The sequence below is a fragment of the Actinosynnema sp. NPDC023587 genome, assembly GCF_040640215.1.
In the GTDB taxonomy this organism is placed as follows: Bacteria; Actinomycetota; Actinomycetes; order Mycobacteriales; family Pseudonocardiaceae; genus Actinosynnema.
Window position 1 is genome coordinate 265,007 of sequence record NZ_JBFABG010000006.1, and the last position, 26,514, is coordinate 291,520.

The following is a 26,514-nucleotide window of genomic DNA, read 5'->3' on the forward strand; positions in this document are numbered from 1 at the left end:
GCAGTGGTGCGCCGCACCGGCCGCAGGTCGTGTTGGTCACTGCGTCTCCCAGGTGGGCGGGCGTGTTGCGGGTGGGGTGGACAGCAGCGCCAGGCCGGCGCGGTCCTCGTCCCTGTGGTCGCAGTCGTCGTCGTGCCGGCCGGGGCAGAACCGGCACAGGTCGCAGTGCTCGGAGCGCGGTTGGCCGCACGCCGGGACGTAGCGGTCGTCGCGGGAGTCGAGGCAGGCTGCCGGGTCGGTCTCGGCGTCGGGACCGGTGTCGGGTACGGCGTCGGCCACGCGGGTCGCGCCGAGGACGTGCAGGAGCGGCTCGGCGGCTTCCCACACCCAGCCGGGGATGCCGTTTTCGCGGGCGGTGGTCCGGGTCCAGCGCCCGTTTTCGCGGTGGCGGTAGTCCGTGTCGGACCACTGCATCGGGTAGGTGCGGCGGCCGACGTTGAGCAGCAGGATCTTGTCGGTGTGGTCGGGGCCGCCGGTGATCCGGACGACGTGGGCCTGGTAGCTGGTGCCGTCGCCGGGATGCCAGGTGGTCCAGCCGTCACGGGCCCGCTCGGCGACCACGCGGGGGTCGCGGGTGAGGTCAGCCACGGCCAGCCGCCTGGTCGCCGGACCGGGTGCTCGCGAGGTCTGCCGCGGTCAGGGGGACCGGGGCGGTCTGGTCGTTCAGGCCGGGTGCCGGGCCGAGGCCCTTGGTGTCCGCGTTGACCATCGTGACCCGGACCAGGTGGCCGGTGGGGGTCGTGCCGGTGACGTCGACCGACACGAACCCGTCCAGCGTCGTGGCGGTGGTCTTCGGGTCGGTCAGGGTGTCCAGCAGGGGCAGCAGGCCCTCAACCGGGACGGACCGGTCGGTGAAGACGTGCAGCCCCAGGCCGGTGTAGCTGATGTTGTCGGGGTTGAGGGCCACCGGCAGGCAGTCGACGGCGTCGGCCAGGTGCCGCAGCAGGTCGCCGCCTGCCGTGGTGTGGATGGTGCTCACGTGATCTCCAGCGGGGTGCTCAGCGGGACGTGGTCCAGGTCGACGGAGACGGGGGTGATGGTCGGGATGGGCGGGCCGGGGTCGCGAGCGGCGGCCAGCCAGATCGCGAGGCCGGTCAGGCCGGCGAGCAGGAACAGGCCGGCGGTGATCTGCACGCCGACGATCAGCGCGGCCCGCGCCCGGACGGTGGCGGTGCCGGGGAGGACGACGGGTGCGCGGTGGCGGGCGTGGGTCATGACCGGCCGCCGCGATCCGGGAAAACGCGGTCGGGGTGCGGGGCGTCCGGGTTGCCGAACAGGGCTCGGCGCTCGGCGTCGGCCTGCGGGCCGCCGGTCGCCCACGCGACCGCGAGGAGTGACACGACCGCGAGGACCGCGGCGATCAGGATCGTCATCGCGGGCCGTCCGGGGTGGTGGCCGCCCCCGAGGGGAAGTGGGGGCGGCCACCCGGGAGCACGGCCGCTCGCAGGCCGTGCAGTATCCGGGCGAGGCGGTGGCGGCGGCGGGCCCGGCCGATCGCGCCGATCGCGCGGTCGGTGTCGATCAGCGGCGGGGCCGGACGGCGGTCCACGTCCATCCGCCAGCGGACCAGCAGCACGCTCAACTCGTCGCCGGCCACCGGAAGGGACCGGCCGCCCAACTCGGTCAGCAGAGCGTCGTCGGCGCGGACGAGGGCGTCCTCGTCGCGGACCACGGGCCGGTACCAGCCGTCGGGCTCCAACGTCCACGTCGAGTCCGCTGCGAACGCCCAGCCGTCCTCGGCGATGACGTCCTCGGCGGCGGCCCGCCCGATGCCGGAACCCCACTGGCCGTACTGGTGGCCGTCGGCGACGATCGTGCACGACCTGGTCGCCGCGTCGAGGTGGAGTACCGCGGGACCCTGAAGGCTGGGGTTCCGGGTCATCGGACACCGGCCAGGGCAAGGGCTGCGAGCACCGGGCTGGCCACGCGGTTGCACTCGGCCACGACAACGGCGACCGCGTGCCGGGCCGAGTCCAGGCGCGGCACCCCGTCCCGGTAGGACGGGGTGGGCAGCAGGTCGGCGGGGATCGGGACCCGCACCGTCAGCGTGGGCAGAAGGACCGGGCCGGTGGCGTCGTGGGGCTCGGTCCACCGGCCGGAGTCGCGCCGCCACGTCGTCCACGAGCGGGACACGCGGGCCACCGGCTCGGGAGGAGTGGATACCAGGGTGACCGCGACCGAGAGGCGCACCACGTCGTCGTCCCAGTGGGTGGAGACGGTGACGACGCGCGGGTCGGTACGCACGTAGCCGGGCGACATGACCGGCGGGAGCGCGGTCCGGACCGCGGCGTCGGCGAACTCGGCGGGGTCGGCGGTGGGCGTGCCGGCGGAGCCCCACTCGCGGAACAGGTCCGACCGCGCCAGGTACGCACCGTAGCGGGAGATGCCGTCGCTGGCCTGGTCGAGGTCGTGCGCGTAGTCGATGCGGAAAGCGGTGGCCAGGTCCATCACGCCACCGCCGGCCGAGCGATTGCGGCCGGGTAGCCGAAGCCGTAGCGCAGCAGGTCCAGTGCATCGCGGGATGTGGTCAGGGTGGTCATCGTTGCTCCCGGTCAGGAGTAGGTACGGCGGATGTCGGCCAGGCCGGCGTGGTCGACCAGCAGGTCGGGGTCCAGCAGCGCGGCGGCCTGGTCCCACACGGAGTGGTAGGTCGCGGTGTCCATCGGGGAGGTCTCGACGTCCTCCGCCGTGCCGATCTCCACCTCGTAGCCGAGGCCCATCCAGACCTGCCGCAGCAGAGGTTCGATGAGGTCGGCAGCAGCTGTGTCAAGGTCGCGGCGGTGGTCGGAGACGAAGTCCGAGGACACGTACTCGTAGGGCGACTGGTGGCTGTTCGCCCAAGCGACGGAGGGGGCTTCAACCACCAAGCGTCTCGCATCAGCACCTGCACAACGAGACGCTTTTACCTGCATGAATACATCGAGAGCAACCACGCGAGACTCCAAGAGGTTCACGGGTTTCCCCAGTTCAGACGCTATTTCTGTACGCACAGAAGCTACCATCAGCCGTCTCGTCTCACAAGTAGCGTGACGAGACACTTTCGACGTACCCTGTGACACCTCTTCCAGCCCCGCATGTACACCCAGGAGCGGCCTGTGACCAGCGATGAAACGATCAGTCCACCCAGGGCGTCCCGCTACTACCTTCGTCTCCCAACACCGCTGAAGCACGAGTTCCTGCGACGTGCAGGGACTCGACAGGCAGCCGGAATCGCGGTCGCCTTCATCCGCTGGTACTTGAGGATGCCGGGGGCCAAGTTGCCCGAACGACCGCCAGCGAAACCCACGGCGGGGTGATCGGCAACATGCACAAGCGGGCTCACCGGATGACCGGTGGTGAGCCTGCTTGTCTTTGACACCAAGCACAGCAGTACGTTGGCGACGCACGTTTCACGTCGCGGTTCGGGGGTGGCCCCCACCCATCTGGGTGGGGGCCACGATCATGCCGAGACCGGGTCGGGCGTTGCCTGCTGCGTGGAGAGAGCTGGCAAGTCCGCTGCGTACACGCCGATCGTAGGCGCGAGTCCATCCTCAGAGGACGACTCATTCCATCCCGCCGAGGGCACCAGCAGGCCGCGGTAGTGGTAGCCGATCTGGATGTGCACGTTGGCGCGCTGGTGTGCGCGATAGGTAGAGATGCTGCCGCCGTGCCGGTCTGCGATCGCCAGGAAGGCCGCGAGGCGCTTGGCCGAGTAGTCCGTGCGGTTTTCCAGCGGCTTCCAGTCGGATGGCGGCGTCAGCCGGGCCGAGGCCAGCAGCGGGAAGACCTCACGCGGCCAATCGTCGAGGTTGCCGTACGCGTAGTGCTGCTCCCACCCGCCACCGAACAGGTCCGGGTCCTCGGCCACCAGCACGTGGTCGCCCTCGCGCCACAGTTGGACGACGTGGTTCTTCTTGTCCTCCTTCGGAAGCAGCTTCGGCAGTGCGGCGCGCAACGTCTTCACGCACGTGATCGGCAGCAGGGTGGGAGGCAGGCTGCCGTCAGCCTCTACCCAGCAGTGCCCGATGGAGACGTGATTGCTCGACGTGCCGACCAGGCACCTGGTCGAACCGGGCTCGCCGCCCTCCTCCACGTCGGCGGCGTGCAGGAGGATGCCCGCGTACCCCGAGAGCCCCGCCTCGCTCTGCGCGATCGGGAACAGGTCCTCCAACAGCGACAAGAACTTGATGGTCGCCAAGCGGATCATGACGTCTTCTCCTTGGGCTCGTGCCGCGGTGAACGTGCCGCCCGTCGCGCGGCGTTCGACGCCCACCGGGCCGCCAGGCGTGACCACCAGTTCCCTGGCCGGGGTGCGTCCCAGACCGCGTAGCCGTCGCTGCCGGTCCGTGGGGGCGGAAGAGCATCGGTTCCCGACAGCGGATCCGGTCTGGGCGAGGCCTCGCCCGGGGGATTGGTCGTCCCGGCTTGCCCGTCGGTCTCGGCGGGAACACCGTCTGGGATCGGCGTCCAGGCCGTTGCCCCGGCGCGGTGGGTCGCCCGGGGGACGGTGATGTCCATCAGGGCACGCCACCGCTTCACGCACTGCGCGGAGGCGAACGCCGGGATCCGGTCGCCCTGCACGTTCCTGCCACAACCGCAGGCGCACGTGGACTGGCTCGTCATGCCGCCTCCGGGAACGCGTTGTGGAACTGGCCGTCGATCAGGCGGCCTGCTCGTTTCCTGCCTGTCCGCCACACCCCGGTCCAAGACCCTCCGGCCGTGATCTCGGATTCCCGGTCGACGGTCTTCCTGGTGGTGCGATCGACGTACAGCTGCGGGTCCGACCAGTCACCGGCGGGTGCCTCCCAGGTCCACTCCCCGCGCTGCTTGAAGAAGTACGGCACGCGGTAGGCACTGCACTGGTCGCGTAGGCCGCGGACCCACTCCGGGTGCATCGGCCTTGCCTGGGGCCCGGACTCGCCGCCGGCGATGACCCAGTCGATCGCGCTGGCGGTGAACGCTCCGGTCGGCGTGCGCCGCCAGCAGCCCAGGTATCGGTGTAGGTCGAGTTCCTCCAGCATCGGCTCGCAGGACAGGAAACGGATCTTGGCGGGCAGTTTCAGCAGTTCCGGGATGCGCTGGTCGGCGAACTTCATGGTCTCCACAGAGGTGCCGATCCACACGTTCGCCGGCCACGAGTTGCCCCACGGCACCATCTCGGAGACCAGGTCGATCCGCTTGGTGAGCAGTTGCCACCGCAGCCATGGCGTCTGCTCGATGATCTTCCACAGTCGCGCGCGTTCGGCGTCGAGCTCGGCGTTCACCTCCAGCACGGGGTGCTGTTCGAACACGTCGCTCATCGAGGAGCAGAACACCCGCGCGGGGACACCGGCCCGTTTCGCGGCCCGGTTCCATGCCAACGGCTTCCGGGCGTTGTGCTCGGAGAGGATCAACCGCGGTCCGTGACGCCGCCACAGGTTCAGCGGCGTGCCGGGTTCCGCGCCGGCACTCACCAGTCGAGTGGCGGCGCTTCGCGCCAGGCTGCCGCCGAACCGGTTGGCGATGGGGTCGGCATAGCAGTTCCGGCACGCCGGCGATTCCCGCGCGCAGCCGTACCACAAGTTGAAGGTGTGGTCGGTCCACTCGATCAACGAATCGGCGGCCATCAGATCGTGCCTGCCGATCCGAAGTCGGGCAGCATCCGCCGCCCGTCCCCGCGTCCCCACAAGTGGAGGGCGCGGGGGTGGAAGTTGGCGTGCTCGGCCGGCGGCACGAACACTTGGAGCGCGTCGAACAGCACCGTCATGTCAGCTCCCCGCCTTGCTGCCGATTCCGGCGGTGGTCCCTGCCCGAACGCCGAACCCGCCGCGCTGGATCGACGTCATCGATCCACCCGAGACCGGCATTCCCTTCGCGATCGGCGTGCCGGCAGGAACAGAACGGGAGCCGATCGTGGCGGGCACCTGCTGTCCTCTCGCTGGCACAGCACGGGCGGAGCCGGTGTCGATCCACATGAAGAAGAACCCGCCGGCGGAGGTGCGGCCTTCATCGTCGAAGTCACCGCAGCGGTCGTCGTCCACTCGTTCCTGCGTGACCTCGTCTACGCAGATTCCGCCGTGTGTCGCGTCCGGCTCATCCAGCGAGCCGCACCCCGAGGCCAGAAGCGCCGCCGCGACGAGCGGCACGTATCGCAGGTTGACCGGCCGTCTCCTCTCAACCACGACGAACCACCACCAGCCACACCGCCGCTGCGGCGATCGCCAGCACCAGCCCCTGGCCCCATGGACGCGCGCACCCTGTAGGGCCGTAGTCGCGGCGTTCGTCGCCGCTCATCGCGCACCTCCAGCTGCGGTTGCCTGCGTGACGCGGTCGACCGTGATGAGCGTCCGGACAGGGCCGCCTGCGCTCGACAGCCCTGTCACGATGAGCGTCCCGGCCGTGACGGTCGCGCGGCCAAGTCCTGCGGGGACGAGTTGGCCGTCTGCCGGGACCTGGTCGTCCCCGTCGGCGCGGATCCACCGCCAGTGGTGATCCGCGACGGTCGGACGCCCTTCGGCATCGTGGCCGCCGCACCGCGTGTCCTCGACGCGGAGCCGAGTGGTGTCGTCCACGCAGATCCCGCCGTGTGTCGCGGTGGACGTGTCGGCCGCCCCGCATCCGACCACGGCCACGGCCACGGTGACGACCGCAGCCGCCCGGCGAACACACGGGCCCAGGAGGCGCTGAGCTCCATCGGCACCCTCTAACGGGGTGATCATCGGATTCTCTCCTTCGTCGAAGCCTCGACCGTTGTGGACGGTCCTGTCAGGATTTCTCGGTGGGGTGCGGCGAGCCGGGAATCGGGAGGCGAGGCCGGCCGCAGGCCCGGCACGGAGGACGGGCGGTCACGGCCACCCCGTCCTGACCCGGCGGGCGGGCGCGAGGTGCGGCTTGCACTCCAGGCACGGCCGCGGGTTGTCCGCGTCGGGGTCGATCCACCCGTTCCTGCACACGTGCTCGACCGGCCGGGGTTCGCCGTACCGGTCCGGCCGCTCCGCCCCGCTGTTCGCCTCCGTGGTCACGACGCGGTCCGATCGGTCGCCCGGAGCGGGATCACCCGGGCCAGCGGTGCCTGCTGCGGTGCCGGGGCGGGCCCGGTCCCGGCCGTGCGGCGGCACAGCGGGCACCTGGGTGTGCCGTCCTGTCCGGTGCCGCCGAGCAGTAGCGGGTGCTCGGCGCACTTCTCGGCCGCCTTCCCGACCGCGAGCGGCGCGTCGCCCGGCCGGCCCTGGGGGATGGCGGGGGACGAAGCCCGGACCTCGGGAGCCACGCAGTCGTGGTGCGGTGACGGCTCACCGGTGATCTCGTCGTCGGGCCCGTGCTCCCCGCGGTCCGCGCGTACGCCCGGGGGAACGTGAGTTTCGGGATCGACTTCCGTCGTGGTGTCTGGAAGCACGTCGGCCGCGGTAGGGGTGTCTTCGGTACGGCCAAGCGCAGCGCGGCCGTTGCGCAGGGGGTCCAGGGGCAGCGTGCCCCGGAAGGTCCCTGGGCTGGTCAAGGGCTGGTCAAGGGCTGGTGTAGCCGGGCTGACCTGCGAGTGTGACGGTACCTGCGGCGTCACGTGATGCTCCACTGCGCCGTCAGTGACGCTGCCGTGCGGCGTCACATGACGCTCCAGTGCGGCGTCGCGCATACGCTGCCGGTAGCGGCGATTGCGCTCGGCCTGCTTCGTCAACGCCTTCTCGCGCCGGCTGCGGAACTCCTCCGCCGCACCCGTTCCGCTGAACTCCAGCTCGAAGTTCAGCTTCCAGATGACGGTGCCGCCGGTGAGCTCACCAGTCCGCACGACCAGTTGCGCGGCTTCCAGGCGACGCAGCGCGTCCTTCGTCGTGCGCTGGTCGTTGAAGTGGCTCTCCTGGGTCAGCGTCGCCACCGACGGGCGGATGTTGGTCCCGTCCGGATCGGCGTGCGTCGCCATGACCAGCAGCACGTGGTGCGCGGTCGTGTCGGGTGTGCCGTTGCCCAGCAACAACTTCGGGACCTTCAACGCCCAGAGGAACGGCGCGTAGACCGACAACTGCCCTGCCTTGTCCTTGGTCATGAAGAGGCGGCCTCCCGCCGTTGACGTGCCGGGGTTGCGTGCCGCTGGCGCGGGACCGGCCGCTGCAGGCGTCGCAGCTCGCCCTCCGCCGCGTACTGGAGCAGCTGCAGCGTCTTCAACCACTCGGTGACCGCGAGCTTCTGGGCACGCCGGACCGCGTCGACCCGGTCGCGCGCGTGCTCTCGCGCCAGCGCACCGGCCAGGGCTACGAACGCGGTGCCGGCGCGGGCCGCGGCCTGCCGCACGTGTGGGCTCGACGACCGGCCAGCCAGCACCAGTAGTTCCGGTGTCGGAGTGCTCGCGCGGACGATCGTGCCGCCGGGGGTGACGGTCAGGTCGTGGCGCGCGAGGGTGTCCTCGACGTCGCGCACCGTCCACTCGCCCAGGCCCAGCAGCTCGTCGTGCGGGATGCCGTCGGCGATGGCCCGCAGGATCTGGTCCTCAAAGGAGGACGGCGGCGGCGTCATGGCACACGCGGCGTGGTGTCGGGCACGACGCCGCCCTTGTCGTCGAGGAACACCCAGGCGTACCCGTACTGGACGGTGTGAATCTTCACCGGGATCAAGGTCGTGTCGGCCTTGCCGCCGGGACCAGGACGCACGATCAACCCCAACTTCTCGGCCTCGACCGGACGCTGGTGGATCCAGCCGTGGCAGCCGGCCGCGTTGCCCAGGCCGCACGCGCGCACGCCGTTGCTGGCAGTCCACGGCCCGCCTTGACCCTGGTGCCAGCGGTGGGAGAACTGGGTTCCCCTGCCCTGGCACCACGGCGACCGCACCTCGCACAGGCCACCCAGCCCCGGGCGAAGCCGCACGAGCTTCTTCCCGGCCGCCGGCGCGATCTGGGCCCGCCGCGCCGGACCCCGGTTCGGGAACGGCGTGCGGCGCAGGGGCGTGCCCCGCCGAAGCGGAGCGGTCCGCTTCGGCAGCGCGCTGCGCTTCACGTCGGCACCATTCCGGTGAATCCGACCTTGAGCCGGTCCACCAGTTCGTACCGCGCGCAGATCTCGTCCAGCTCCGGCAGAGCGGGCCGTGCCTGCTGGGGTGGTATCGCCACGGCGTGCCTCGTCGCGTCGGCCAGGGGGCGTACGTGGGCGTCCACGGCGTCGTGGATCACGACGTGCACGGCCCGGCGCACTGTGGCGCGCAGCCGTGCGAGACGGGCGGCCGTGGCGGCGCGGTCGGCGCGGACCCGTTCCGCAGGGACCTCCGCCCGGCCGCCGGCGTTGGTGACGCAGTCCGTGCAGCACGAGCAGGTCGACGCCTCGCCGTGGGCGGGCCGGTGGCCACCGCAGCACACGGTGACCACCCGCACTCCCACGCACGCCGTGCCGATGGGCAGCAGGGCGAGCGCGGCGCTCATGCCGCGCTCGCGCTCTCGGCTCGTATGGCGACGCCGTGTTTCGTGAGGTGCCGGGCCGCGCGCTCGGCCAGTTCGCGAACCGTGATCGGCGTCCCCTCGGCGACGTCGAGCAGCACCCGCTCGGCTTCCAACAGCAGCCCGGACACATCGGTGGACAGCACGCTTTCCCCCGCCGCCTTGGTATGTGCCCAGAGGGTGGGGGTTTTCGCCCGGTCCCCGTGGGTCGTCCACGCGTCGACCAGGTGGAGGGTGACTTCCGCGTCGGACGGTGGGGCCTCGTCGCCTGGCGGCGGTTCGGGTGGCGGTACCGACCGGCGCATGGTCCTCGGCGCGGGCGCGCGGGCCGGGCGGACCGCGCGCACGGGCGGCTGCTCTCCGGGCATGACCTGGTCCGCGTCCAGCACACGCACTACCGGCATCGGCGTCGACAGGTCGCAGCCCGACCACGTCCACACCAACCGGTCGAGCGTGAACTCCTCGCGCAGCGCCGCGCGTTCCGCCGCCGTGGACCGGCCGTGCACGGCGGTGTTCAGCGCGACGATCTCCGGCCGCTCGTCTTGTGTGAAGCGCACCCACGCGGTCACGTCCCAGCCGAGACTCGGCTGGGCCTTGAGGTCCCAGCGCCCGTCAGCGGTCCGGTCTTCCCACGCGGTCAGGATCACCGGCCCAGGCCACGTCAACACCTTCGCCATGAACTGCCGGTGCCGTGCGCCGACCAGCGTCCACACGTCCGGGTCGATCTCGACCTTGATCTCCGAGGAGTAGGCCGGTGCCGGGTCGAGCCCGTCGCGGATCAAGGCGCTGGCCGCGCGGCGGCGTGACAGCGTGTCCGCGAAGCTGCACAGCATCTGCCAGATACCCGACGTGCCGTTCACGACCAGCCCCGTCGACAGCCCTCCGTCCTCGGCCACCTCCCGCGCCAGCTCCCACGCCGCGCACAGCTGCTCGTAGATTTCCGACCAGCTGCCGTCGTGCTCCAGCAGCTCGTAGTCGGCACCCGGCACTGCCGCGTACATGTCGCCGGTCCGGCCTGTGCCGACCTCCAACCAGTAGGTCGTGACCAGCCGGTGACCACCGGAGAACTCGGCTGCGACCCAACCCGGGTCTACGCCCGCCTCGCCGGACAGCAGGACTCGTGACCACGGCGCAGCGCCGGTCGGCCTGCGGGTCGTCAGCGCGGTCATCAGGCACCGTGCCCGGTGATGGTGCCGTCCTCGTCCACGACGCCGGAGGTGATCAGATCATCGATCAACTCGCGGTCGCGGAACGTGAAGTTGACCTTGGGGTCGCTGATCGTCACCTCGATTCCGGGAGGTGCGTCGTCACCGACCTCGCCGCCCCAGCCCATCGGCTGGCGCGCCTTCTGGGACTTCAGCTCCAGCTCGTAGATGACGTTGTCCGGGACGTACTCCTCCTCTTCCAGGAGGTACGGCGCGAGCGTGCGCAGCACGTTCAGCACGTCGGTGTCGGAGCCGACGATCCGGGTGCGCGTCTTGACCTTCTCGCCGTAGTTGGCCTTGATCCAGTCCTCGGTCTTGGTGCGGTCGCGGGTGGTGGCCTTGTACGTAGCCTTCGTCACCGTGATCTGCGCGAGTTCGGCGTCCGGGCTGAGCGGGCTTACCGCGATCCCGGTCGCGCCTCGCCGGAATGCCTGCACGACAGCCTTCTTGGTCTCCGCCACCGCTTCGTTCGACCGGTCCGCACGGAGTTTGCGCACAGCGGCCTGCACCAGCAGCGCGTTCGACGCGGCGGCAAGGTCTCCCGTGGGATCGCCGTCTGCGGGCGCAGTTGATGCTGCGGGCACCGCGGTGTCACTCTGTAGGTCGTGCACGAGGGTCCTCTCGTGTGGGGTGGGTCGTCGCCTCGGCCGGGTCGCGTCCGGCGGGGTGGGCGGCCCACCCTCGTGTTCAGGGGATTGAGATCACGCGTCGAGCAGACCGCTGGCGAACTTCTCGGTCTGCCGGGCGTAGAAGCGCTCCAGCTCGGAGTTCGGGACGCGGTATGTCTGTCCGGCCCGGAAGGCCGACAGCTCCCCGCTGTGAATCCAGTCACGTACCTGCTGCTCGCCGACCCGCATCGAGTCCGCCACCTCCAGCACCGTCCACGCGGTACGGGGCACCTGATCGGCACTCTTCTCCCGCGCCCTTTCCCGCCACCCGCTGCTCACAACACCCCTGCAGGCCGTCTCGCCGGAACACCGAAGCGACGAGACGGTTGCTGGCATACGGAAAACGGCTGGTGGGGACGAACCACTCCGTCGGGATTGGAGTTTGAGGAAGAGCGACTCATGCCGCGTCCTGTCGCGCCGAGGCCACCCGCTGCGATCCCAGTCGGGCGTACACGAACAGTGAGCCCGCCGGCACGCCGAGGGCCTTCTCGATACGCGCACCCACCGTGCCCGCGACCATGACCTGACGGCCCCGCGCGAGACGGTGGACGGTGTCCTTGCCGGTACCGGCCAGTTCGGCGAGCTGCCGCAGTGTCGTACGCGTCGAGCGCATCGACACGGCGAGACGCGTCACCGGCCTATCACCCGTGGTCACATCAGTCCCCTTCGAAGATCGTTCATCGACACGAGGACTGTACGTCTCCTGTCTCGCCTACGGCAACCCACAACGAGACATTTGTGAATGTGAAGATCCACTATTCCGTGTCGAGTGGGGCTCCTACCAGCGGTGACTGCGGAGTTGCGACCCTCATTGATCGTGCGACACTGGCCGCGCCGTGTCGCGTAACCGCGAGACAGCACCCCCACGCTCCTGGAGGATCCGCGTGTCTGCCATCGGCGACTTCCTACGAGGACATCCCGCGTTCGTCGGACTTTCGCTGCGGACAGTCGAGGACGCCACAGGCGTCAGCCGCGCGTCGATCGGCAAGATCTGGGGCGGATCACAGATTCCCGACGACGCGACGTTGGGCAAGTTCGTCGCGGCGATCCTCCAGGCCGAAAGGGCTGCGAGGAAGCAGCAGGTCGACCGACCGGCAACCGACCCGGAGCAACTCCTGCAGCGACTCCGCAACGTGGCCGAACAGGATCGGCTGGGCCCGTTCGAACTGCCGCCCGAGGCCGATCTGCTCGGGCGGCGCGAACGCGCGCTGATCACCGACATGGTGTGGCATGTGATCAGGTCCACCAAGCGCGAGTCCTCGGAGGGGGCTTCGACCGACGCTCCTGCCGTGCCCGGCAACCTTCACGTCCTGCGACCAATGCCGGGCAACAGTGAGCAGCGGATCACTCACGCGGCGTATAACCCGGACGACGAAACGCCAGCGCGTTGACTATCAGCGACTAAGGCGACCTTAACGTCACTCTTTTGGAGTAGTAGGGGCGTTACATCGGGCAGGCGGATCGACGTGGAATTTAGGCCGCGCGGGTGGAACCTCGAACTTACGTTCGGTCGGGCCGTAACGGCTGACCGATGATCGACGTTCACGGTTTATGCACCACAATCCGCCGCTCCTCAACTTGATCAAGGCTGCCCTCCACCAGGGAGGCGGCTTCTACCTCGGGCTCGCCGTGCCACAGCTCGGCGGACTGGCCGAGGTCGAGTTCGCGCGTCGGGAGATCACCCTCGCGCCGGGCCTCACCGACGGCCAGCTCCATGTCGCCCTGGCCCACGAGTTGCTCCACCTCCACCGCGGGCCCGCCACCGTCGGCACCGCCGCCGCGGAAGAACTGGCCGTCCGCGAGCATGTTGCACGCCTGCTCGTCCCCCAAGCCGCTCTACCTGCCATCCTCGGATCAGCGGATCCCCACCAGGTCGCCGAGCGGTGCACGGTCGACCTGCCCACCGCGCGCCTCGCCTTGCAGCTCGCAGCCAGCGAACGCGCGCGCACCGAAGGAGCAGCGTGATGGCGAGACCCAGGACACCGGTCGGCTCGTGGGGCGAGATCACCACCACCGAACTCGCGAACGGGTGGGAGGCCAGCGCCTACTTTCGCGACCGTAACGGCAACCTCCCTCGCGTCAAGAAACGCGGCCGCACGAAGACAGCAGCCACGAACAATCTCAAGAAGCAGCTCGTGTCGATGGCCAAGGAGGTACGGCAGAAGACGATCAACCGCGAAACCCGCTTCGATAAAGTTTGCGGGCTATGGCTCACTTACATCCAGGGGCAGGCCGATAGCGGGGCGATGTCCTGGAGTTCCGTCAAGAACTTCAGGTCGTGGACCAGGACGTGGATCATTCCGGCCTGTGGCCAACTGCAACTCCACGAACTCTCCGTGGGAGTGTTCGAGGATTTGGTGGACGAGGCGCAGGATCTGCGCAGCTACAGCACTGCCGCCCAGGTCAAGACCACGCTGACGCTCATCTGCGATTTCGTCATCCGTCACAATTCGACCGTCCTGCACGGAAACTACGGTCGCCAGATGAAGCGTCTCCGCAACCACGACCCGAAAGAAGTCGTCGCGTTGGACAAGGACGAAGTAGCAGACCTCAGGGCGAAGCTGAGCCAGTTCATCGAAACAAAGCAGAATGATTCACGCGGGCGAGTATCGGCGCGCCGTCGCGTATGGGACAACCTGATCGATAGCTGTGACGGACTCCTGTCCACGGGAGTACGGATCGGCGAACTGTTCGCGCTGACTGGCGAAGATTTCGACAACAAGGAACAAGTCCTGACGGTGAATGCCCACCTGGTCCGGAAGCCGGAGGCGGGGCTGATCCGCGTCTCCGGACGCAAGGGCGGCCAGAAGGGACTCCTCCTGCGCGTACCAGAGTGGTCCGTGCCGATGTGGCGACGCCGCAAGCTGGCGGCCGGCGGCGGCCCGCTGTTCCCGTCTCCCGAGTCGGGCGGCTGGCAGTCGCTCACCACCGCCGGCCGCCAGCTGCGAGAGGCATTCGACTGGGCTGGCTACCCGGACCTCACCAGCCACGTACTGGGGCGCAAAACGGTGGCGAGGGCGATGGACGAGGCTGGCCTGGACATCGGCGACGTGGCGAACCAACTAGGCAACACGCGCAAGATCGCCGAGGATCATTATGTTCCCGCCCGAGTCGCCAACCCGCGAAGCGCAGCAGCACTGGAGGCCCTCGGGCGGTGACCATCAATCTCGTCCGTTTACCGCCCCACTCGACCAGCTGACACCTTCGCGAGACGGCTATAACCCACTTGACCAGGCCTTATCTACCGACATACCCGGCCTCGACCTACCAGCCGAAGTTCTGGGTCCAGTACACGCCGTACGAGCCGCCGCGCGCCATGCCGACGCCCAGCGCCTTGAGCTCGCAGTTCAGGATGTTCGCGCGGTGGCCGGGCGACTCCATCCAGCCCTTCACGACCTCCTCGGGGGTGCGCTGACCGGCGGCGATGTTCTCCGCGCCGGGCGAGGGGTGGCCGGCGGCCTTGACCCGGTCCACGAACGTGCGGCCGTCCTTGGACCGGTGGTCGAAGTAGTTCTGGGCGGCCATGTCCGCGCTGTGCCCGCGAGCGGCCCGGTTCAGCCGCTCGTCGACCCCCAGCACGGGGCAGCCGTGGGCCGCGCGCTGGTCGTTGGTCAGGGTGAACACCCTGGCCTCGGCGGCCTCGACGTCACCGCGCACCGGCGCGACGGGCTCGGGCGCGGCCCGGTGCTCGACGGGCGTCGCGGCGGCGGCGGCGGTCGTGGTCGTGATCGGCTCGGCGGTGGTCTCGGCGGTGCTCGCCGGAGGTGCCGCCGAAGGTGTCGCGGGGGGTGTCGCGGAGGTGCTCCCGGAGGGGGTCGGGGTGACCGACGGGGCCTCCGGGTGCGAGGTGGTGCGGACGTTGGTGGTGGCCGTGGCGGCCACCTGCGCAACGCCCCGGACGTCGTCCCGGGCGTCGCCGCACCCGGCCAGGACCAGCCCGGCGAGGGTGACGACGACCGGCAGTGCGGTGCTCATGCGGAACACGAGGAAAACCTCATCTGCGCTAGACGATTTTACGGGCGCGGCGACCGCACGAGCACTTTTCGCAGGGTAAGCGCGCTGCGGTCGCCGCACCGAACGGAGAACCGGGCGGACCGGGCAAGGGGGAGAGCACTACGGTCGGCCTCAATTCCGTAAATGACCTTATCGGTCACCACGGAATTGTCAACCATGATTTATTTAAGGAACATTTAAAGGTTGTATGAGGTGACGGAAAGAAACGGCCGGTTAACCTTGGACCTCGGGTACCCGGGTCAGCCGAAGTTGAACCCGGGTGCCGCCGAGCGGCCCGCGGTCCACGACCAGCGAGCCCCCGGTGGACTCGGCCGCGCGGCGGGCGATGTCGAGTCCGAGACCGGTGGAGCCGGCGCTGCTGCTTCCACGGCGCAGCGCCGTCTCCAGGTCCTCGATGCCGGGTCCGGCGTCCTCGATGACGATCACCACCACCTCCGGCCGGTGGAACAGCGCCACCACGAAACCCACACCTTCGGGTGTGTGCCGGAAGATGTTGCCCAGCACCACGTCCATCGCCGCGGCCAGGTCGGTGCGGGTGAGCGGCACGAACCCGCTGCGCTCGGTGCCCCGCATGTTCCACCGCCGCTGCTGGTCGTCGGCCAGCGCCGACCAGAACACCAGCCGGTCGTGCACCACCTGGGCGGCGTCGCACTGCCCGCCCTCGGGGTCGTCGAGCTCCCGGCGGGCGGCCCGGATCAGCTCGTTGACCTCGCGTTCCAGCGCGTGCACGGCCTGCCGGACGCGGTTGGCACCGGGGTCCGCGCCGAGCGTCTCGGAGTCCAGCCGCAACGCGGTGAGCGGCGTCCGCAGCCGGTGCGATAGGTCGGCCAGCACCTCGCGCTCGGCGGCCATGAGCTGCCCGATCCGGTCGGCCATCCGGTTGAACGCCCCGCCCGCGTCGGCCAGCTCGGGCGGCCCGGTGGGCACCACGCGGGTGGTCAGGTCGCCCTGCTCCATCCGCTGCGCGCCCTCCGCGAGGGCCTGGGACGCCCGCACCACCCGCGCCCCGAGCCGGTCGGCGACCAGCACGGACGCCAGCACCAGCGACAGCGCCACGCCGCTGAGCGCCAGCCACGCGGAGGTGACGCCGCGGGACAGCTCGTCCTCGGGCACGAACGCCTCGACCACCGCCACCCGGTCCTCGCCGAGCACGACGGGTTGCAGGTGCACCCGCCCGTCGGACACCGAATCGGCGAAGGCGAGGCCCTGTTCGCGGGCGCGGCCGAGCTGCTCGGCGGTGGCCTTCACGGAGCCGATCACCTGTCCCCCGACCAGGTGAACGGCCAGGCGTCCGCCGGTGGACACCAGCGCCCGCTCGACGTCGACCGGCTCGGCGGTGATCACCAGGACCGGGGTGAGCGCGACGGCCTGCCGCTCGGCCTCGGCCATCGCCCGGTCCTCGGCGAGCTGGCGCACCACCAGGGCCAGCGGGATCAGGAACGCGAGCGCCACCATGGAGGTGACGGCCAGCGAGACCAGCGCGAGCGACCTCCTCACTCGACGGCCGTCAACTTGAACCCGACACCGCGCACGGTGTGCAGGTAGCGGGGTTGCGCGGCCCGTTCGCCGAGCTTGCGCCGCAGCCACGACAGGTGGACGTCGAGCGTCTGGTCGTCGTGCCGGCCGGGCAGGTTCCACAGGTTGGCCAGCAGCTCGCCGCGCGGCACGACCTTGCCCTCCCGCGCGGCCAGGTAGGCGAGGAGGTCGAACTCCTTGCGGGTCAGGTTGAGCTCGCGGCCCGCCAGCCGCGCCTCCCGCCGGTCGAGGTCGACGGTGAGCTGCCCGATCCGCAGCGGCTCGGGGGCCTCCTCCTTGCGGGCCCGCCGCAGCACCGCCGACAGGCGCGCGGCCAGGTGCTCGCTGGAGAACGGTTTGACCAGGTAGTCGTCCGCGCCCGCGTTGAGCACGCGGACGATCTCCGCCTCCTCGTCGCGCGCGGTCGCGACGATCACCGGCACGTCGCACAGCCCGCGCATCATCCGCAGGGCGTCCGCGCCGTCCATGTCGGGCAGCCCGAGGTCGAGCACGACGAGGTCGAACGGGGTGACGCCCGCGATCTCCCGCAGGGCTTCCAGCGCCGTGCCGACCGGCAGCACCGCGTGCCCCAGCCCGGTCAACGCGCGGGTCACCGCCGAGCGCACCACCGGGTCGTCCTCGACCAGCAACACCGAGACCATGGCGCGCACCGTAACGCCCATCGACACGAACGGGTGAACAACATCCACCTGCTGGACCTGCCGGCGACACCGGCACCCACCAACCGCAGTCGCCCGCCACCAGCCGACAGCCCCGCTACCCGAGCATTGCCGGAATCACGCCCAATTCACCGGAACCGAATCGGTGAAGTTCGACGACAAACCCCGCGACCGCCGGAAAACGCATTTGTCCCCGGATCGGCCACCGGCGGACTCCGAAATGACCGCCGGCCGCCCCGGAGGCCCTTCGGCGGGCCCGAACCGCGCTTTCCACCCGCCGGCCGGCGACCCGCGCCCCCGAAAAACCCGCCGCGCGGTTCACCACGCCGGCGGGTGGGCGAGTCGACGGCCGGCCCGCGCAGGGCACCCGACAGCTCCACGCAGGTCAACGACGTGCCGGGCGGCCAGGCGTCCACGGCGGCCGGACCGCCGGCAGGATGGCCGCGTGACCAGGGGCCTGCAATACCTCGCGGCGTGGTCGGCGTCCACCGCCGTGGCCGTGGCCCTGTCCTGGCTCGGCATCCGGTTCGTGCTCGAAGCGGGCGTCGCGGAACGGCCCCGGCTCGTCGCCGAACCCGCCCAGTCGACTGCCCTCGCCACCACCCCCACCACGACCACCACCGTCGTGCCCACGACCACCACCACGACCGTCCCGATGGCCGTGACCACGACCGCACCGCCCGAGACGACCACCACCACGACCACGCCCCCCACGACCACGACGACGCCCACCGCCACCGCCCTGGCCACCGAGGAGGGCACCTGGCAGGTCCAGGAGGGCGAACGGGTCTACCTGCGCAGCTTCCGGCTCCAGGGCGGGGTCGTGGCCATCAAGTTCTCCCCCCGCGAGATGGACCCCGTCTCCGCCACCCCCCGGCAGGGCTTCGCGGTCGACATCCGCCGGCCGGCGGACGCCGTCGTGGTCATGTTCGACAGCCCCGACCACCACTCCCGCGTCGAAGCCACCTGGATCGACGGCCCCCGCTGGCAGATCATCGAAGAGGGCTGAACCCGGCACCGCGACACGTCCACCGGCCGGCATCCCGGACTCCCCCGCCGCCGAGCGCGGCACAGCCACGGCACCGGTGGTTCGATCACGCCCATGACGCACGCCGGCGAACCCCACCACGACGACCTCTCCGAGCGCCTGAACCGGCTGCGCGCGGGCGTGCTCGGCGCGAACGACGGGATCGTCTCCACCGCCGGCCTGGTCGTCGGCGTCGCCGGCGCGTCGGCCGACCGGACCGCGATCCTCGCCGCCGGCGTCGCCGGGCTGGTCGCGGGCGCGCTGTCCATGGCGGGCGGGGAGTACGTGTCGGTGAGCACCCAGCGCGACACCGAGCGGGCCGCGCTGGCGCTGGAGGAACGCGAGCTGCGCGAGATGCCCGACGAGGAGGAGCGCGAGCTCGCGCTCCTCTACCAGGACAAGGGCCTGTCGCCGGAACTGGCCGCGCGGGTCGCCCGCGAGCTGACCGACCGGGACCCGCTGCGCGCCCACGCCGAGGCCGAGCTCGGGATCGACCCGGACAGCCTCACCAGCCCGTGGCAGGCGGCGTGGGCGTCCCTGGTGTCGTTCGCGCTCGGTGCGCTGATCCCGCTGGTGGCGATCGTGCTGCCGCCGCTCGCCTGGCGGGTGTGGGCGTGCGCGGCGGCGGTGCTGGTCGGCCTGGTGCTCACCGGCGTGGTCAGCGCGCGCCTGGGGTCCAGCCCGGTGTGGCGGGCGGTGCGGCGCAACGTCGTGGTGGGGACGCTGACCATGGTGGTGACCTACGGCGTCGGGCTGCTGTTCGGCGTCGCCGTCGGCTAGCGCGGACCCTGGGAGCGGCGCGGACTCACGCTCTCCCGGTCACGTTCCGTCAAACTCGAAGACGCTCGGTGATAAATCGGTCTTCGACCGTCGCCTTCCGCCCCGCCACCGACAAGATCGGCAAAAAAGTCGCGCATCGGAGGTGTGAGGTCCGCGTCGGGCGGGTACTCGCGTCGCACTCGACGCCGTTCGGGCGTGTCGAGCCCCCGGAGCGGAGGTGCCCGCCGTGACCCACCCCTCGACCACCCTCTTCGCCCCGCGCACCATTCGAGCCGAGCGCCGGGTGTGGGCGCTGCTCACCGCCCTGTTCGCCCTGGTCGCCGGGGTGAACGCGATCATGGCCCTGAGCGAGGCGCAGTGGTGGCAGGGCGCGCTGGCCGGTCTCGCCGTGGTGGCCGCCGTGGGCTGCGGGCGCGTCACCCGCACCACCCGGAAGTGACTTCATAACGCACTGAAGTCACTGATTGAGCAGAGGGCCTAGTCCGACCGGGTGTAACCCGGTGGTCGGATGGATGTCAACCGCGGGTGGGATTCCCCACGACGCCCTCTCGGACTAGAGCCATAACCGCGAATTCACACTATCGTCACAAGACCCCGGCAATCCCGGTGCACCGCTCCGCGTGTCCCAGCGGCCCGATCCGGCCCCCGCAGGACCCGCGCGCAAGGAAGTGCAGTTACCGCACAACGGAGTGCGGAACCCGCGCCGCCGATCTTCCGGCGCGGGGTCCCAGAGCCAGTCACAGGCCGAGCCGCCACGCGTCAACGAAGCGCGTCCTCAGGCGTTCGGCCATCTCCGTTTGCCCACACGCCTTGTCAGGCGCTGCCACGGGAGGGCCCGTTGTGACCCACCACCACAACCAGCCGCAGGGTCTCTACGACCCGCAGTTCGAGCGCGACGCGTGCGGCGTCGCGTTCGTCGCCGACCTGGCCGGTCGGCGAAACCACGCGATCGTCGCGAAAGCGCTGGTCGCGTTGCGCAACCTGGAACACCGGGGTGCGCGCGGCGCGGAGCCGGAGACCGGCGACGGCGCGGGCATCCTGATCCAGGTGCCCGACGCGTTCTTCCGCGAGGTGGTCGACTTCGCGCTGCCCGAAGCGGGCGGCTACGCGGTCGGCACGGCGTTCCTCCCGCAGGACAACGCGCAGGTCAGGGCCGTTATCGAGCGGATCGCGGCGGAAGAGGGCGCGACCGTCCTCGGCTGGCGCGACCTGCCGGTGGACGCCGACCACGTCGGACCCACCGCGCGGACCACCATGCCCGCGTTCAGCCAGCTCTTCCTCGGCGGCGAGGAGGGCCTCGAACTGGAACGCCTGGCGTTCGTGGTGCGCAAGCGCGCCGAGCACGCGACCGACGTCTACTTCCCGTCGCTGTCCGGGCGGACCATCGTCTACAAGGGGATGCTCACCGAACCCCAGGTGGAGAAGTTCTTCCCCGACCTCACCGACGAGCGGGTGACCAGCTCCATCGGCCTGGTGCACTCCCGGTTCTCCACCAACACGTTCCCGTCGTGGCCGCTGGCCCACCCGTACCGGTACGTGGCGCACAACGGCGAGATCAACACCCTGCGCGGCAACCGGAACTGGATGGACGCCCGCGAGTCCGTGCTGGCCACCGACCTGATCCCGGGCGACCTGGAGCGGGTCTTCCCGGTGATCACTCGGGGCGCGAGCGACTCGGCGTCCTTCGACGAGGTGCTGGAGCTGCTCCACCTGAGCGGCCGGTCGCTGCCGCACGCGGTGCTGATGATGATCCCCGAGGCGTGGGAGAACCACGCCGAGATGGACCCGCAGCGACGCGCGTTCTACGAGTTCCACTCCACGCTGATGGAGCCGTGGGACGGCCCGGCGCTGGTGTCGTTCACCGACGGCACGCTGATCGGCGCGGTGCTGGACCGCAACGGCCTGCGCCCGGCCCGCTACTGGGTCACCGAGGACGGCCTGGTGGTGCTCGGCTCCGAGGCGGGCGTGCTGGAGTTCGACCAGGCCACCATCGTGCGCAAGGGCCGGCTGGAGCCGGGCCGGATGTTCCTGGTGGACACCGCGCAGGGCCGGATCATCGACGACGAGGAGATCAAGGGCGAGCTCGCCGCCGCGCACCCGTACCGGGAGTGGGTCGCCGACGGCGTCCTGCACCTGGCCGACCTGCCCGCGCGCGAGCGCGAGATCCCGACGCACGCCTCCCTCGTGCGCCGTCAGCAGGCGTTCGGCTACACCGAGGAGGAGCTGGCGCTCCTGCTGCGGCCGATGGCCCGGACCGGTGCGGAACCGATCGGCTCGATGGGCAACGACGCCCCGTTCGCGCCGCTGTCGGACCGCCCCCGGCAGTTGTTCGACTACTTCACCCAGCTCTTCGCCCAGGTCACCAACCCGCCGCTGGACGCGATCCGCGAGGAGCTGGTGACCAGCCTGCACGCCACCCTGGGCGCGGAACCCAACCTGCTGGTGGCGGGCGCGGACTCGTGCCGGCGGATCTCGCTGCCGTTCCCGGTGCTGGACAACGACGAGCTGGCCAAGCTGGTGCACGTCGACGACGACGGCGAGCTGCCGGAGTTCCGCACCCACACCGTGCACGGCACCTACGACGTCGCCGGCGGCGGCGCGGCGCTGGTCGGCCGGCTCGCGGAGATCAAGGCCGAGGTGTCGGCGGCGATCCGGGACGGGGCGCGCCTGGTCGTGCTGTCCGACCGGGGCGTGGACGCCACGCGCGCGCCGATCCCGTCGCTGCTGCTGACCGGCGCGGTGCACCACCACCTGGTGCGGGAGAAGACCCGGACCCAGGTGGACCTGATCGTGGAGGCGGGCGACGCCCGCGAGGTGCACCACATCGCGCTGCTCGTCGGCTACGGCGCGAAGGCGGTAAACCCCTACCTGGCCATGGCCTCGGTGGAGGAACTGCCCGAGCCGACCGCGAAGGCGGCCACCCGGAACCTGATCAAGGCGCTGGGCAAGGGCGTGCGCAAGACGATGTCCAAGATGGGCGTCTCGACCGTCGCCTCCTACACCGGCGCGCAGATCTTCGAGGCCATCGGCCTGGGCAGCGAGGTCGTCGACTCCTGTTTCACCGGAACGACCTCACGACTGGGCGGCATCGGCTTCGACGTCATCGCCGAGGAGGTCGCGCGGCGGCACCGGGTCGCGTTCCCGGCGGACGGCGTGCGCCCGCACCACCGCGAGCTGGAGACCGGCGGCGAGTACCAGTGGCGGCGCGAAGGCGAAGCGCACCTGTTCAACCCGCAGACGGTGTTCAAGCTCCAGCACTCCACGCGCTCCGGGCGCTACGACGTGTTCAAGGAGTACACCAAGGCCGTGGACGACCAGTCGCGGCGGCTGATGACGCTGCGCGGCCTGTTCGCGTTCAAGGACACCACGCCGATCCCGGTCGAGGAGGTCGAGCCGGTCTCCGCGATCGTCAAGCGGTTCGCCACCGGAGCGATCTCCTACGGCTCGATCTCCAAGGAGATGCACGAGGTCCTGGCGATCGCGATGAACCGGCTGGGCGCGAAGTCCAACACCGGCGAGGGCGGCGAGGACGCCGACCGGTTCGTCCGGGACGCGAACGGCGACCTGCGCCGGTCCGCGATCAAGCAGGTGGCCTCCGGCCGGTTCGGGGTCACCAGCGAGTACCTGGTCAACGCGGACGACATCCAGATCAAGATGGCCCAGGGCGCGAAGCCCGGCGAGGGCGGGCAGCTCCCCGGTGCGAAGGTGTACCCGTGGATCGCCAAGACCCGGCACTCCACGCCCGGCGTCGGCCTGATCTCGCCGCCGCCGCACCACGACATCTACTCGATCGAGGACCTGGCGCAGCTCGTCCACGACCTGAAGAACGCCAACCCGGCGGCGCGCGTGCACGTGAAGCTCGTCTCCGAGGTCGGCGTCGGCACGGTCGCGGCGGGGGTGTCCAAGGCGCACGCCGACGTCGTGCTGATCTCCGGCCACGACGGCGGCACCGGCGCGTCCCCCCTGTCGTCCATCAAGCACGCGGGCGGCCCGTGGGAGCTCGGCCTGGCCGAGACGCAGCAGACGTTGCTGCTCAACCGGTTGCGCGACCGGATCGTGGTGCAGACCGACGGTCAGCTCAAGACCGGGCGGGACGTGGTGGTCGCGGCGCTGCTCGGCGCGGAGGAGTTCGGTTTCGCCACCGCTCCCCTGGTCGTGTCGGGCTGCGTCATGATGCGGGTCTGCCACCTCGACACCTGCCCGGTGGGCGTGGCCACCCAGAACCCGGTGCTGCGCGCGAAGTTCGCGGGCAAGGCCGAGCACGTGGTGAACTTCTTCGAGTTCGTCGCGCAGGAGGTCCGGGAACTGCTGGCGCAGCTCGGTTTCCGCACCCTCGCCGAAGCCGTGGGCCACGCCGAGCTGCTGGACACCAGGGCCGCGGTGGACCACTGGAAGGCGGCCGGGCTCGACCTGTCGCCGATCTTCCACGTGCCCGAGCTGCCGGCAGGCGCGGCCCGGCACCGGACCACGGCCCAGGAGCACGGGCTGGAGAAGGCGTTGGACAACACGCTGATCCAGCTCGCCGAGGGCGCGATCGCGACCGGCGACCGGGTGCGGCTGGAACTGCCGGTGCGCAACGTGAACCGGACGGTCGGCACCATGCTCGGCTCCGCGGTGACCAAGCGGTGGGGCGGCGCGGGCCTGCCGGACGACACCATCGACATCACGTTCACCGGCACCGCCGGGCAGTCGTTCGGCGCGTTCCTGCCGCGCGGCATCACCCTGCGGCTGATCGGCGACGGCAACGACTACGTGGGCAAGGGTCTGTCCGGCGGGCGGATCACCGTCCGCCCGGTGCCCGACGCGCGGTTCGCCGCCGAGCAGCACGTGATCGCCGGCAACGTGATCGGCTACGGCGCGACCGGCGGCGAGATCTTCTTGCGCGGCAAGGTCGGCGAGCGGTTCTGCGTGCGCAACTCGGGCGCGCTGGCCGTGGTCGAGGGCGTGGGCGACCACGGCTGCGAGTACATGACCGGCGGCCGGGTGGTCGTGCTCGGGCAGACCGGCCGCAACTTCGCGGCGGGCATGTCCGGCGGCATCGCCTACCTGCTCGACGCGGCCGAACTGCGGGTCAACCCGGAGATGGTCGACCTCGACCCGCTGGACGACGCGGACCGCGACTTCCTGCGGTCCGCGGTGGAGAAGCACTACACCGAAACGGGTTCGGCGGTGGCCCACGGGCTGCTGGCGGACTGGGACCTCGCGGTCGACCGGTTCGCGAAGGTCATGCCCAAGGACTACAAGAGGGTGTTGGCGGCACAGGCGCGGGCCGAGCAGGAAGGCCGCGACGTCGACGAGGCGATCATGGAGGCCGCACATGGCTGATCCGCGCGGTTTTCTGACCACGGAGCGCGAGACCCCGCGCAGCCGGCCGGTGTTCCTGCGGCTGCGGGACTGGCGCGAGGTGTACGAGGAGTTCGAGCGACCCCGGCTGGAGAAGCAGGCCGGGCGCTGCATGGACTGCGGCATCCCGTTCTGCCACCAGGGCTGCCCGCTGGGCAACCTGATCCCCGAGTGGAACAACCTGGTGTGGGAGCAGGACTGGCGCGAAGCGGCGGAACGCCTGCACGCCACCAACAACTTCCCGGAGTTCACCGGGACGTTGTGCCCCGCCCCGTGCGAGGCCGCTTGCGTGGTCGGGATCAACGGCGATCCCGTCACCATCAAGCGGGTCGAGATCTCGATCGTCGACCGCGCCTGGGACGAGGGGTGGGTCACGCCGCAGGAGCCCCGGACCCGCACCGGCCGGCGCGTCGCCGTGGTGGGTTCGGGGCCCGCGGGCCTGGCCGCCGCGCAGCAGCTCACCCGCGCCGGCCACGACGTCGTGGTGCTGGAGCGGGCGGACGCCATCGGCGGCCTGCTGCGCTACGGGATCCCCGAGTTCAAGATGGAGAAGTGGCGGCTGGACCGCAGGCTGGGCCAGATGCGGGCCGAGGGCACCGAGTTCCGGACGAACGTGAACGTCGGCGTGGACGTCACGATCGAGGAGCTGCGCGCGTCCTACGACGCCGTGGTGCTCGCGGGCGGCGCGACCGCGTGGCGCGACCTGCCCGTGCCGGGCCGTGAACTGGCCGGCGTGCACCAGGCGATGGAGTACCTGCCGGGCGCGAACCGGGTGGCGCGCGGTGACCTGGCCGCACCGCCGATCACCGCCGAGGGCAAGCACGTCGTGGTCATCGGCGGCGGCGACACCGGCGCGGACTGCGTCGGCACCGCCCACCGCCAGGGCGCGCTCTCGGTGACCCAACTGGAGATCATGCCCCGGCCGCCGGAGCAGCGCGCCGAGATCAACCCGTGGCCCACCTACCCGACGCTGTACCGGGTCACCTCGGCGCACGAAGAGGGCGGCGAGCGGGTCTACGCGGTGTCCACGGTGGAGTTCCTCGGCGACGCGGACGGTGCCGTGCGCGCCATCAAGCTGGTCGAGGTGCACGGCTTCGAGCCGGTGCCGGGCACCGAGCGGGAGCTCCCGGCCCAACTGGTGACGCTGGCCATGGGCTTCGTCGGTCCGGAGACGGAAGGGCTGCTCGACGGCCTGGCCGTCGACCTGGACCAGCGCGGCAACGTGGCCCGCGACCAGGAGTTCGCGACGTCGGTCGACGGCGTGTTCGTGGCCGGCGACATGGGCCGGGGCCAGTCCCTGATCGTGTGGGCGATCGCCGAGGGCCGCTCGGCCGCAGCGGGCGTCGACGCGTACCTGACGGGGCGGCAGGTCCTGCCCAGGCCGATCGAACCGACCGACCGCCCCCTGACCTAGGCGGAACGGCCACTGGCACGAACGGGTGAATGATCCCGGCAGTTTGTACGAAAACACCGTTCCAGATGCTCGGTTTGATAAATCGACCGCCTCGAACCACCCCGGTAACCCCCGAGACGGCCTCCGGTGGCCGGACAACGTAGTCCGCCCATCGGAGGCTTCCCACCGCACGAGCCCACGCCAACGCACCCCAGACAAGACAACACAGACAAGACAACGCCAGCCAGATAACGCCAGCCACATAACGCCGGCAAGACAATGCCGGCCAGACAACGCCGACTACCCGCAACGACGAGCCGGCGTCCCGCGAGCCCGATGGCCGGGAGGCATCTCGCCTCTCGCGCCTCGGTTCTCGTTCCGGACCACCCGCCAACCACGGCCAGCGACTCACCGCCGCCAGTAGCCCGCCACCACCAGCCACTCGCCCGCCGCCCGCCGCCCGCCGCCAGCCGCGTGCCACCGTCAGCCGCCGGCCCTCCGACCGGCACCCGC

At 70.7% G+C, this 26,514-nt stretch carries 31 protein-coding genes; 7 read left to right on the plus strand and 24 right to left on the minus strand.

Annotated elements, in window-relative coordinates; genetic code table 11:
• Positions 1-36 precede the first annotated feature (36 nt).
• From AB0G01_RS18985 to AB0G01_RS19080, 20 genes are all read right to left on the minus strand, one after another.
• A complete protein-coding gene (locus AB0G01_RS18985) occupies positions 37-588 on the minus strand; it encodes a hypothetical protein (RefSeq protein ID WP_360947094.1) in 552 nt (183 codons plus the stop codon).
• Positions 581-979, minus strand: a complete 399-nt coding sequence (locus AB0G01_RS18990; RefSeq protein WP_360947096.1) for a hypothetical protein — start codon at positions 977-979, stop codon at positions 581-583. The genes AB0G01_RS18985 and AB0G01_RS18990 overlap by 8 nt, the downstream gene beginning before the upstream one ends.
• The gene (locus tag AB0G01_RS18995; protein ID WP_360947098.1) at positions 976-1,215 is read right to left on the minus strand and encodes a hypothetical protein; all 240 of its coding nucleotides are present in this window, start codon (positions 1,213-1,215) and stop codon (positions 976-978) included. The genes AB0G01_RS18990 and AB0G01_RS18995 overlap by 4 nt, the downstream gene beginning before the upstream one ends.
• Complete coding sequence (locus AB0G01_RS19000) at positions 1,212-1,373, minus strand: hypothetical protein (RefSeq protein ID WP_360947100.1); 162 nt, start codon at positions 1,371-1,373, stop codon at positions 1,212-1,214. The genes AB0G01_RS18995 and AB0G01_RS19000 overlap by 4 nt, the downstream gene beginning before the upstream one ends.
• Positions 1,370-1,882: a hypothetical protein gene (locus AB0G01_RS19005; protein WP_360947102.1), complete on the minus strand. Its 513-nt coding sequence runs from the start codon at positions 1,880-1,882 to the stop codon at positions 1,370-1,372. The genes AB0G01_RS19000 and AB0G01_RS19005 overlap by 4 nt, the downstream gene beginning before the upstream one ends.
• Positions 1,879-2,448, minus strand: coding sequence for a hypothetical protein (locus AB0G01_RS19010; protein ID WP_360947104.1), 570 nt, complete (start codon positions 2,446-2,448; stop codon positions 1,879-1,881). The genes AB0G01_RS19005 and AB0G01_RS19010 overlap by 4 nt, the downstream gene beginning before the upstream one ends.
• A gap of 104 nt (positions 2,449-2,552) precedes the next feature.
• Positions 2,553-2,864: a hypothetical protein gene (locus AB0G01_RS19015; protein ID WP_360947106.1), complete on the minus strand. Its 312-nt coding sequence runs from the start codon at positions 2,862-2,864 to the stop codon at positions 2,553-2,555.
• A gap of 575 nt (positions 2,865-3,439) precedes the next feature.
• Positions 3,440-4,186: a hypothetical protein gene (locus tag AB0G01_RS19020; protein ID WP_360947108.1), complete on the minus strand. Its 747-nt coding sequence runs from the start codon at positions 4,184-4,186 to the stop codon at positions 3,440-3,442.
• Positions 4,187-4,598: 412 nt separating this feature from the next.
• Positions 4,599-5,585 carry a phage Gp37/Gp68 family protein gene (locus AB0G01_RS19025; RefSeq protein WP_360947110.1) on the minus strand — a complete coding sequence of 329 codons (987 nt, stop codon included), beginning with the start codon at positions 5,583-5,585 and terminating at the stop codon, positions 4,599-4,601.
• The gene (locus AB0G01_RS19030) at positions 5,585-5,725 is read right to left on the minus strand and encodes a hypothetical protein (protein WP_360947112.1); all 141 of its coding nucleotides are present in this window, start codon (positions 5,723-5,725) and stop codon (positions 5,585-5,587) included. The genes AB0G01_RS19025 and AB0G01_RS19030 overlap by 1 nt, the downstream gene beginning before the upstream one ends.
• A gap of 1 nt (position 5,726) precedes the next feature.
• Positions 5,727-6,104: a hypothetical protein gene (locus AB0G01_RS19035; RefSeq protein ID WP_360947113.1), complete on the minus strand. Its 378-nt coding sequence runs from the start codon at positions 6,102-6,104 to the stop codon at positions 5,727-5,729.
• Positions 6,105-6,803: 699 nt separating this feature from the next.
• Positions 6,804-6,980 (minus strand): hypothetical protein, encoded by a 177-nt coding sequence (locus AB0G01_RS19040; protein WP_360947114.1) that lies wholly within the window; start codon positions 6,978-6,980, stop codon positions 6,804-6,806.
• Positions 6,977-7,999, minus strand: coding sequence for a hypothetical protein (locus AB0G01_RS19045; RefSeq protein ID WP_360947116.1), 1,023 nt, complete (start codon positions 7,997-7,999; stop codon positions 6,977-6,979). The genes AB0G01_RS19040 and AB0G01_RS19045 overlap by 4 nt, the downstream gene beginning before the upstream one ends.
• On the minus strand, positions 7,996-8,466 hold the full coding sequence (locus AB0G01_RS19050; RefSeq protein WP_360947118.1) for a hypothetical protein: 471 nt from the start codon (positions 8,464-8,466) through the stop codon (positions 7,996-7,998). Before AB0G01_RS19050 ends, AB0G01_RS19045 begins: the two co-directional genes overlap by 4 nt.
• Complete coding sequence (locus AB0G01_RS19055; RefSeq protein WP_360947120.1) at positions 8,463-8,942, minus strand: hypothetical protein; 480 nt, start codon at positions 8,940-8,942, stop codon at positions 8,463-8,465. The genes AB0G01_RS19050 and AB0G01_RS19055 overlap by 4 nt, the downstream gene beginning before the upstream one ends.
• The gene (locus AB0G01_RS19060; RefSeq protein WP_360947122.1) at positions 8,939-9,361 is read right to left on the minus strand and encodes a hypothetical protein; all 423 of its coding nucleotides are present in this window, start codon (positions 9,359-9,361) and stop codon (positions 8,939-8,941) included. The genes AB0G01_RS19055 and AB0G01_RS19060 overlap by 4 nt, the downstream gene beginning before the upstream one ends.
• A complete protein-coding gene (locus tag AB0G01_RS19065; protein WP_360947124.1) occupies positions 9,358-10,545 on the minus strand; it encodes a hypothetical protein in 1,188 nt (395 codons plus the stop codon). Before AB0G01_RS19065 ends, AB0G01_RS19060 begins: the two co-directional genes overlap by 4 nt.
• Complete coding sequence (locus tag AB0G01_RS19070) at positions 10,545-11,078, minus strand: hypothetical protein (protein WP_360947126.1); 534 nt, start codon at positions 11,076-11,078, stop codon at positions 10,545-10,547. The genes AB0G01_RS19065 and AB0G01_RS19070 overlap by 1 nt, the downstream gene beginning before the upstream one ends.
• A gap of 204 nt (positions 11,079-11,282) precedes the next feature.
• Positions 11,283-11,480 (minus strand): helix-turn-helix domain-containing protein, encoded by a 198-nt coding sequence (locus AB0G01_RS19075; RefSeq protein ID WP_360947128.1) that lies wholly within the window; start codon positions 11,478-11,480, stop codon positions 11,283-11,285.
• A gap of 166 nt (positions 11,481-11,646) precedes the next feature.
• Complete coding sequence (locus AB0G01_RS19080) at positions 11,647-11,883, minus strand: hypothetical protein (RefSeq protein ID WP_360947129.1); 237 nt, start codon at positions 11,881-11,883, stop codon at positions 11,647-11,649.
• Positions 11,884-12,133: 250 nt separating this feature from the next.
• Here AB0G01_RS19080 and AB0G01_RS19085 point away from each other — a divergent pair, with 250 nt between their 5' ends.
• The gene (locus AB0G01_RS19085; RefSeq protein WP_360947130.1) at positions 12,134-12,640 is read left to right on the plus strand and encodes a hypothetical protein; all 507 of its coding nucleotides are present in this window, start codon (positions 12,134-12,136) and stop codon (positions 12,638-12,640) included.
• A 151-nt stretch (positions 12,641-12,791) separates the two neighbouring features.
• On the opposite strand, the gene AB0G01_RS19090 is transcribed toward AB0G01_RS19085, so the two are convergent.
• Positions 12,792-13,079: a hypothetical protein gene (locus tag AB0G01_RS19090; RefSeq protein WP_360947132.1), complete on the minus strand. Its 288-nt coding sequence runs from the start codon at positions 13,077-13,079 to the stop codon at positions 12,792-12,794.
• A 134-nt stretch (positions 13,080-13,213) separates the two neighbouring features.
• Here AB0G01_RS19090 and AB0G01_RS19095 point away from each other — a divergent pair, with 134 nt between their 5' ends.
• Entirely contained in the window at positions 13,214-14,407 is a 1,194-nt protein-coding gene (locus tag AB0G01_RS19095) for a site-specific integrase (protein ID WP_360947133.1), read from the plus strand.
• A gap of 106 nt (positions 14,408-14,513) precedes the next feature.
• Here AB0G01_RS19095 and AB0G01_RS19100 read toward each other — a convergent pair whose 3' ends face one another.
• The 3 genes from AB0G01_RS19100 to AB0G01_RS19110 all read right to left on the minus strand — a co-directional run bounded on the left by AB0G01_RS19100 (position 14,514) and on the right by AB0G01_RS19110 (position 17,440).
• Positions 14,514-15,224 (minus strand): CAP domain-containing protein, encoded by a 711-nt coding sequence (locus AB0G01_RS19100; RefSeq protein WP_360947135.1) that lies wholly within the window; start codon positions 15,222-15,224, stop codon positions 14,514-14,516.
• Positions 15,225-15,476: 252 nt separating this feature from the next.
• A complete protein-coding gene (locus tag AB0G01_RS19105) occupies positions 15,477-16,760 on the minus strand; it encodes a HAMP domain-containing sensor histidine kinase (protein WP_360947137.1) in 1,284 nt (427 codons plus the stop codon).
• Positions 16,757-17,440 carry a response regulator transcription factor gene (locus tag AB0G01_RS19110; protein WP_360947139.1) on the minus strand — a complete coding sequence of 228 codons (684 nt, stop codon included), beginning with the start codon at positions 17,438-17,440 and terminating at the stop codon, positions 16,757-16,759. The genes AB0G01_RS19105 and AB0G01_RS19110 overlap by 4 nt, the downstream gene beginning before the upstream one ends.
• Before the next feature lie 463 nt (positions 17,441-17,903).
• On the opposite strand from AB0G01_RS19110, the gene AB0G01_RS19115 reads away from it, so the two are divergent.
• From AB0G01_RS19115 to AB0G01_RS19135, 5 genes are all read left to right on the plus strand, one after another.
• Positions 17,904-18,467: a hypothetical protein gene (locus AB0G01_RS19115; protein ID WP_360947141.1), complete on the plus strand. Its 564-nt coding sequence runs from the start codon at positions 17,904-17,906 to the stop codon at positions 18,465-18,467.
• Positions 18,468-18,560: 93 nt separating this feature from the next.
• The gene (locus tag AB0G01_RS19120; RefSeq protein ID WP_360947143.1) at positions 18,561-19,265 is read left to right on the plus strand and encodes a VIT family protein; all 705 of its coding nucleotides are present in this window, start codon (positions 18,561-18,563) and stop codon (positions 19,263-19,265) included.
• 226 nt (positions 19,266-19,491) lie between these two features.
• Positions 19,492-19,704: a hypothetical protein gene (locus AB0G01_RS19125; protein ID WP_360947145.1), complete on the plus strand. Its 213-nt coding sequence runs from the start codon at positions 19,492-19,494 to the stop codon at positions 19,702-19,704.
• Between the two features lie 401 nt (positions 19,705-20,105).
• Positions 20,106-24,590 (plus strand): glutamate synthase large subunit, encoded by a 4,485-nt coding sequence (gene gltB / locus AB0G01_RS19130; protein ID WP_360947146.1) that lies wholly within the window; start codon positions 20,106-20,108, stop codon positions 24,588-24,590.
• Complete coding sequence (locus tag AB0G01_RS19135) at positions 24,583-26,022, plus strand: glutamate synthase subunit beta (protein ID WP_360947148.1); 1,440 nt, start codon at positions 24,583-24,585, stop codon at positions 26,020-26,022. Before gltB ends, AB0G01_RS19135 begins: the two co-directional genes overlap by 8 nt.
• The last annotated feature ends 492 nt before the right edge of the window (positions 26,023-26,514 follow it).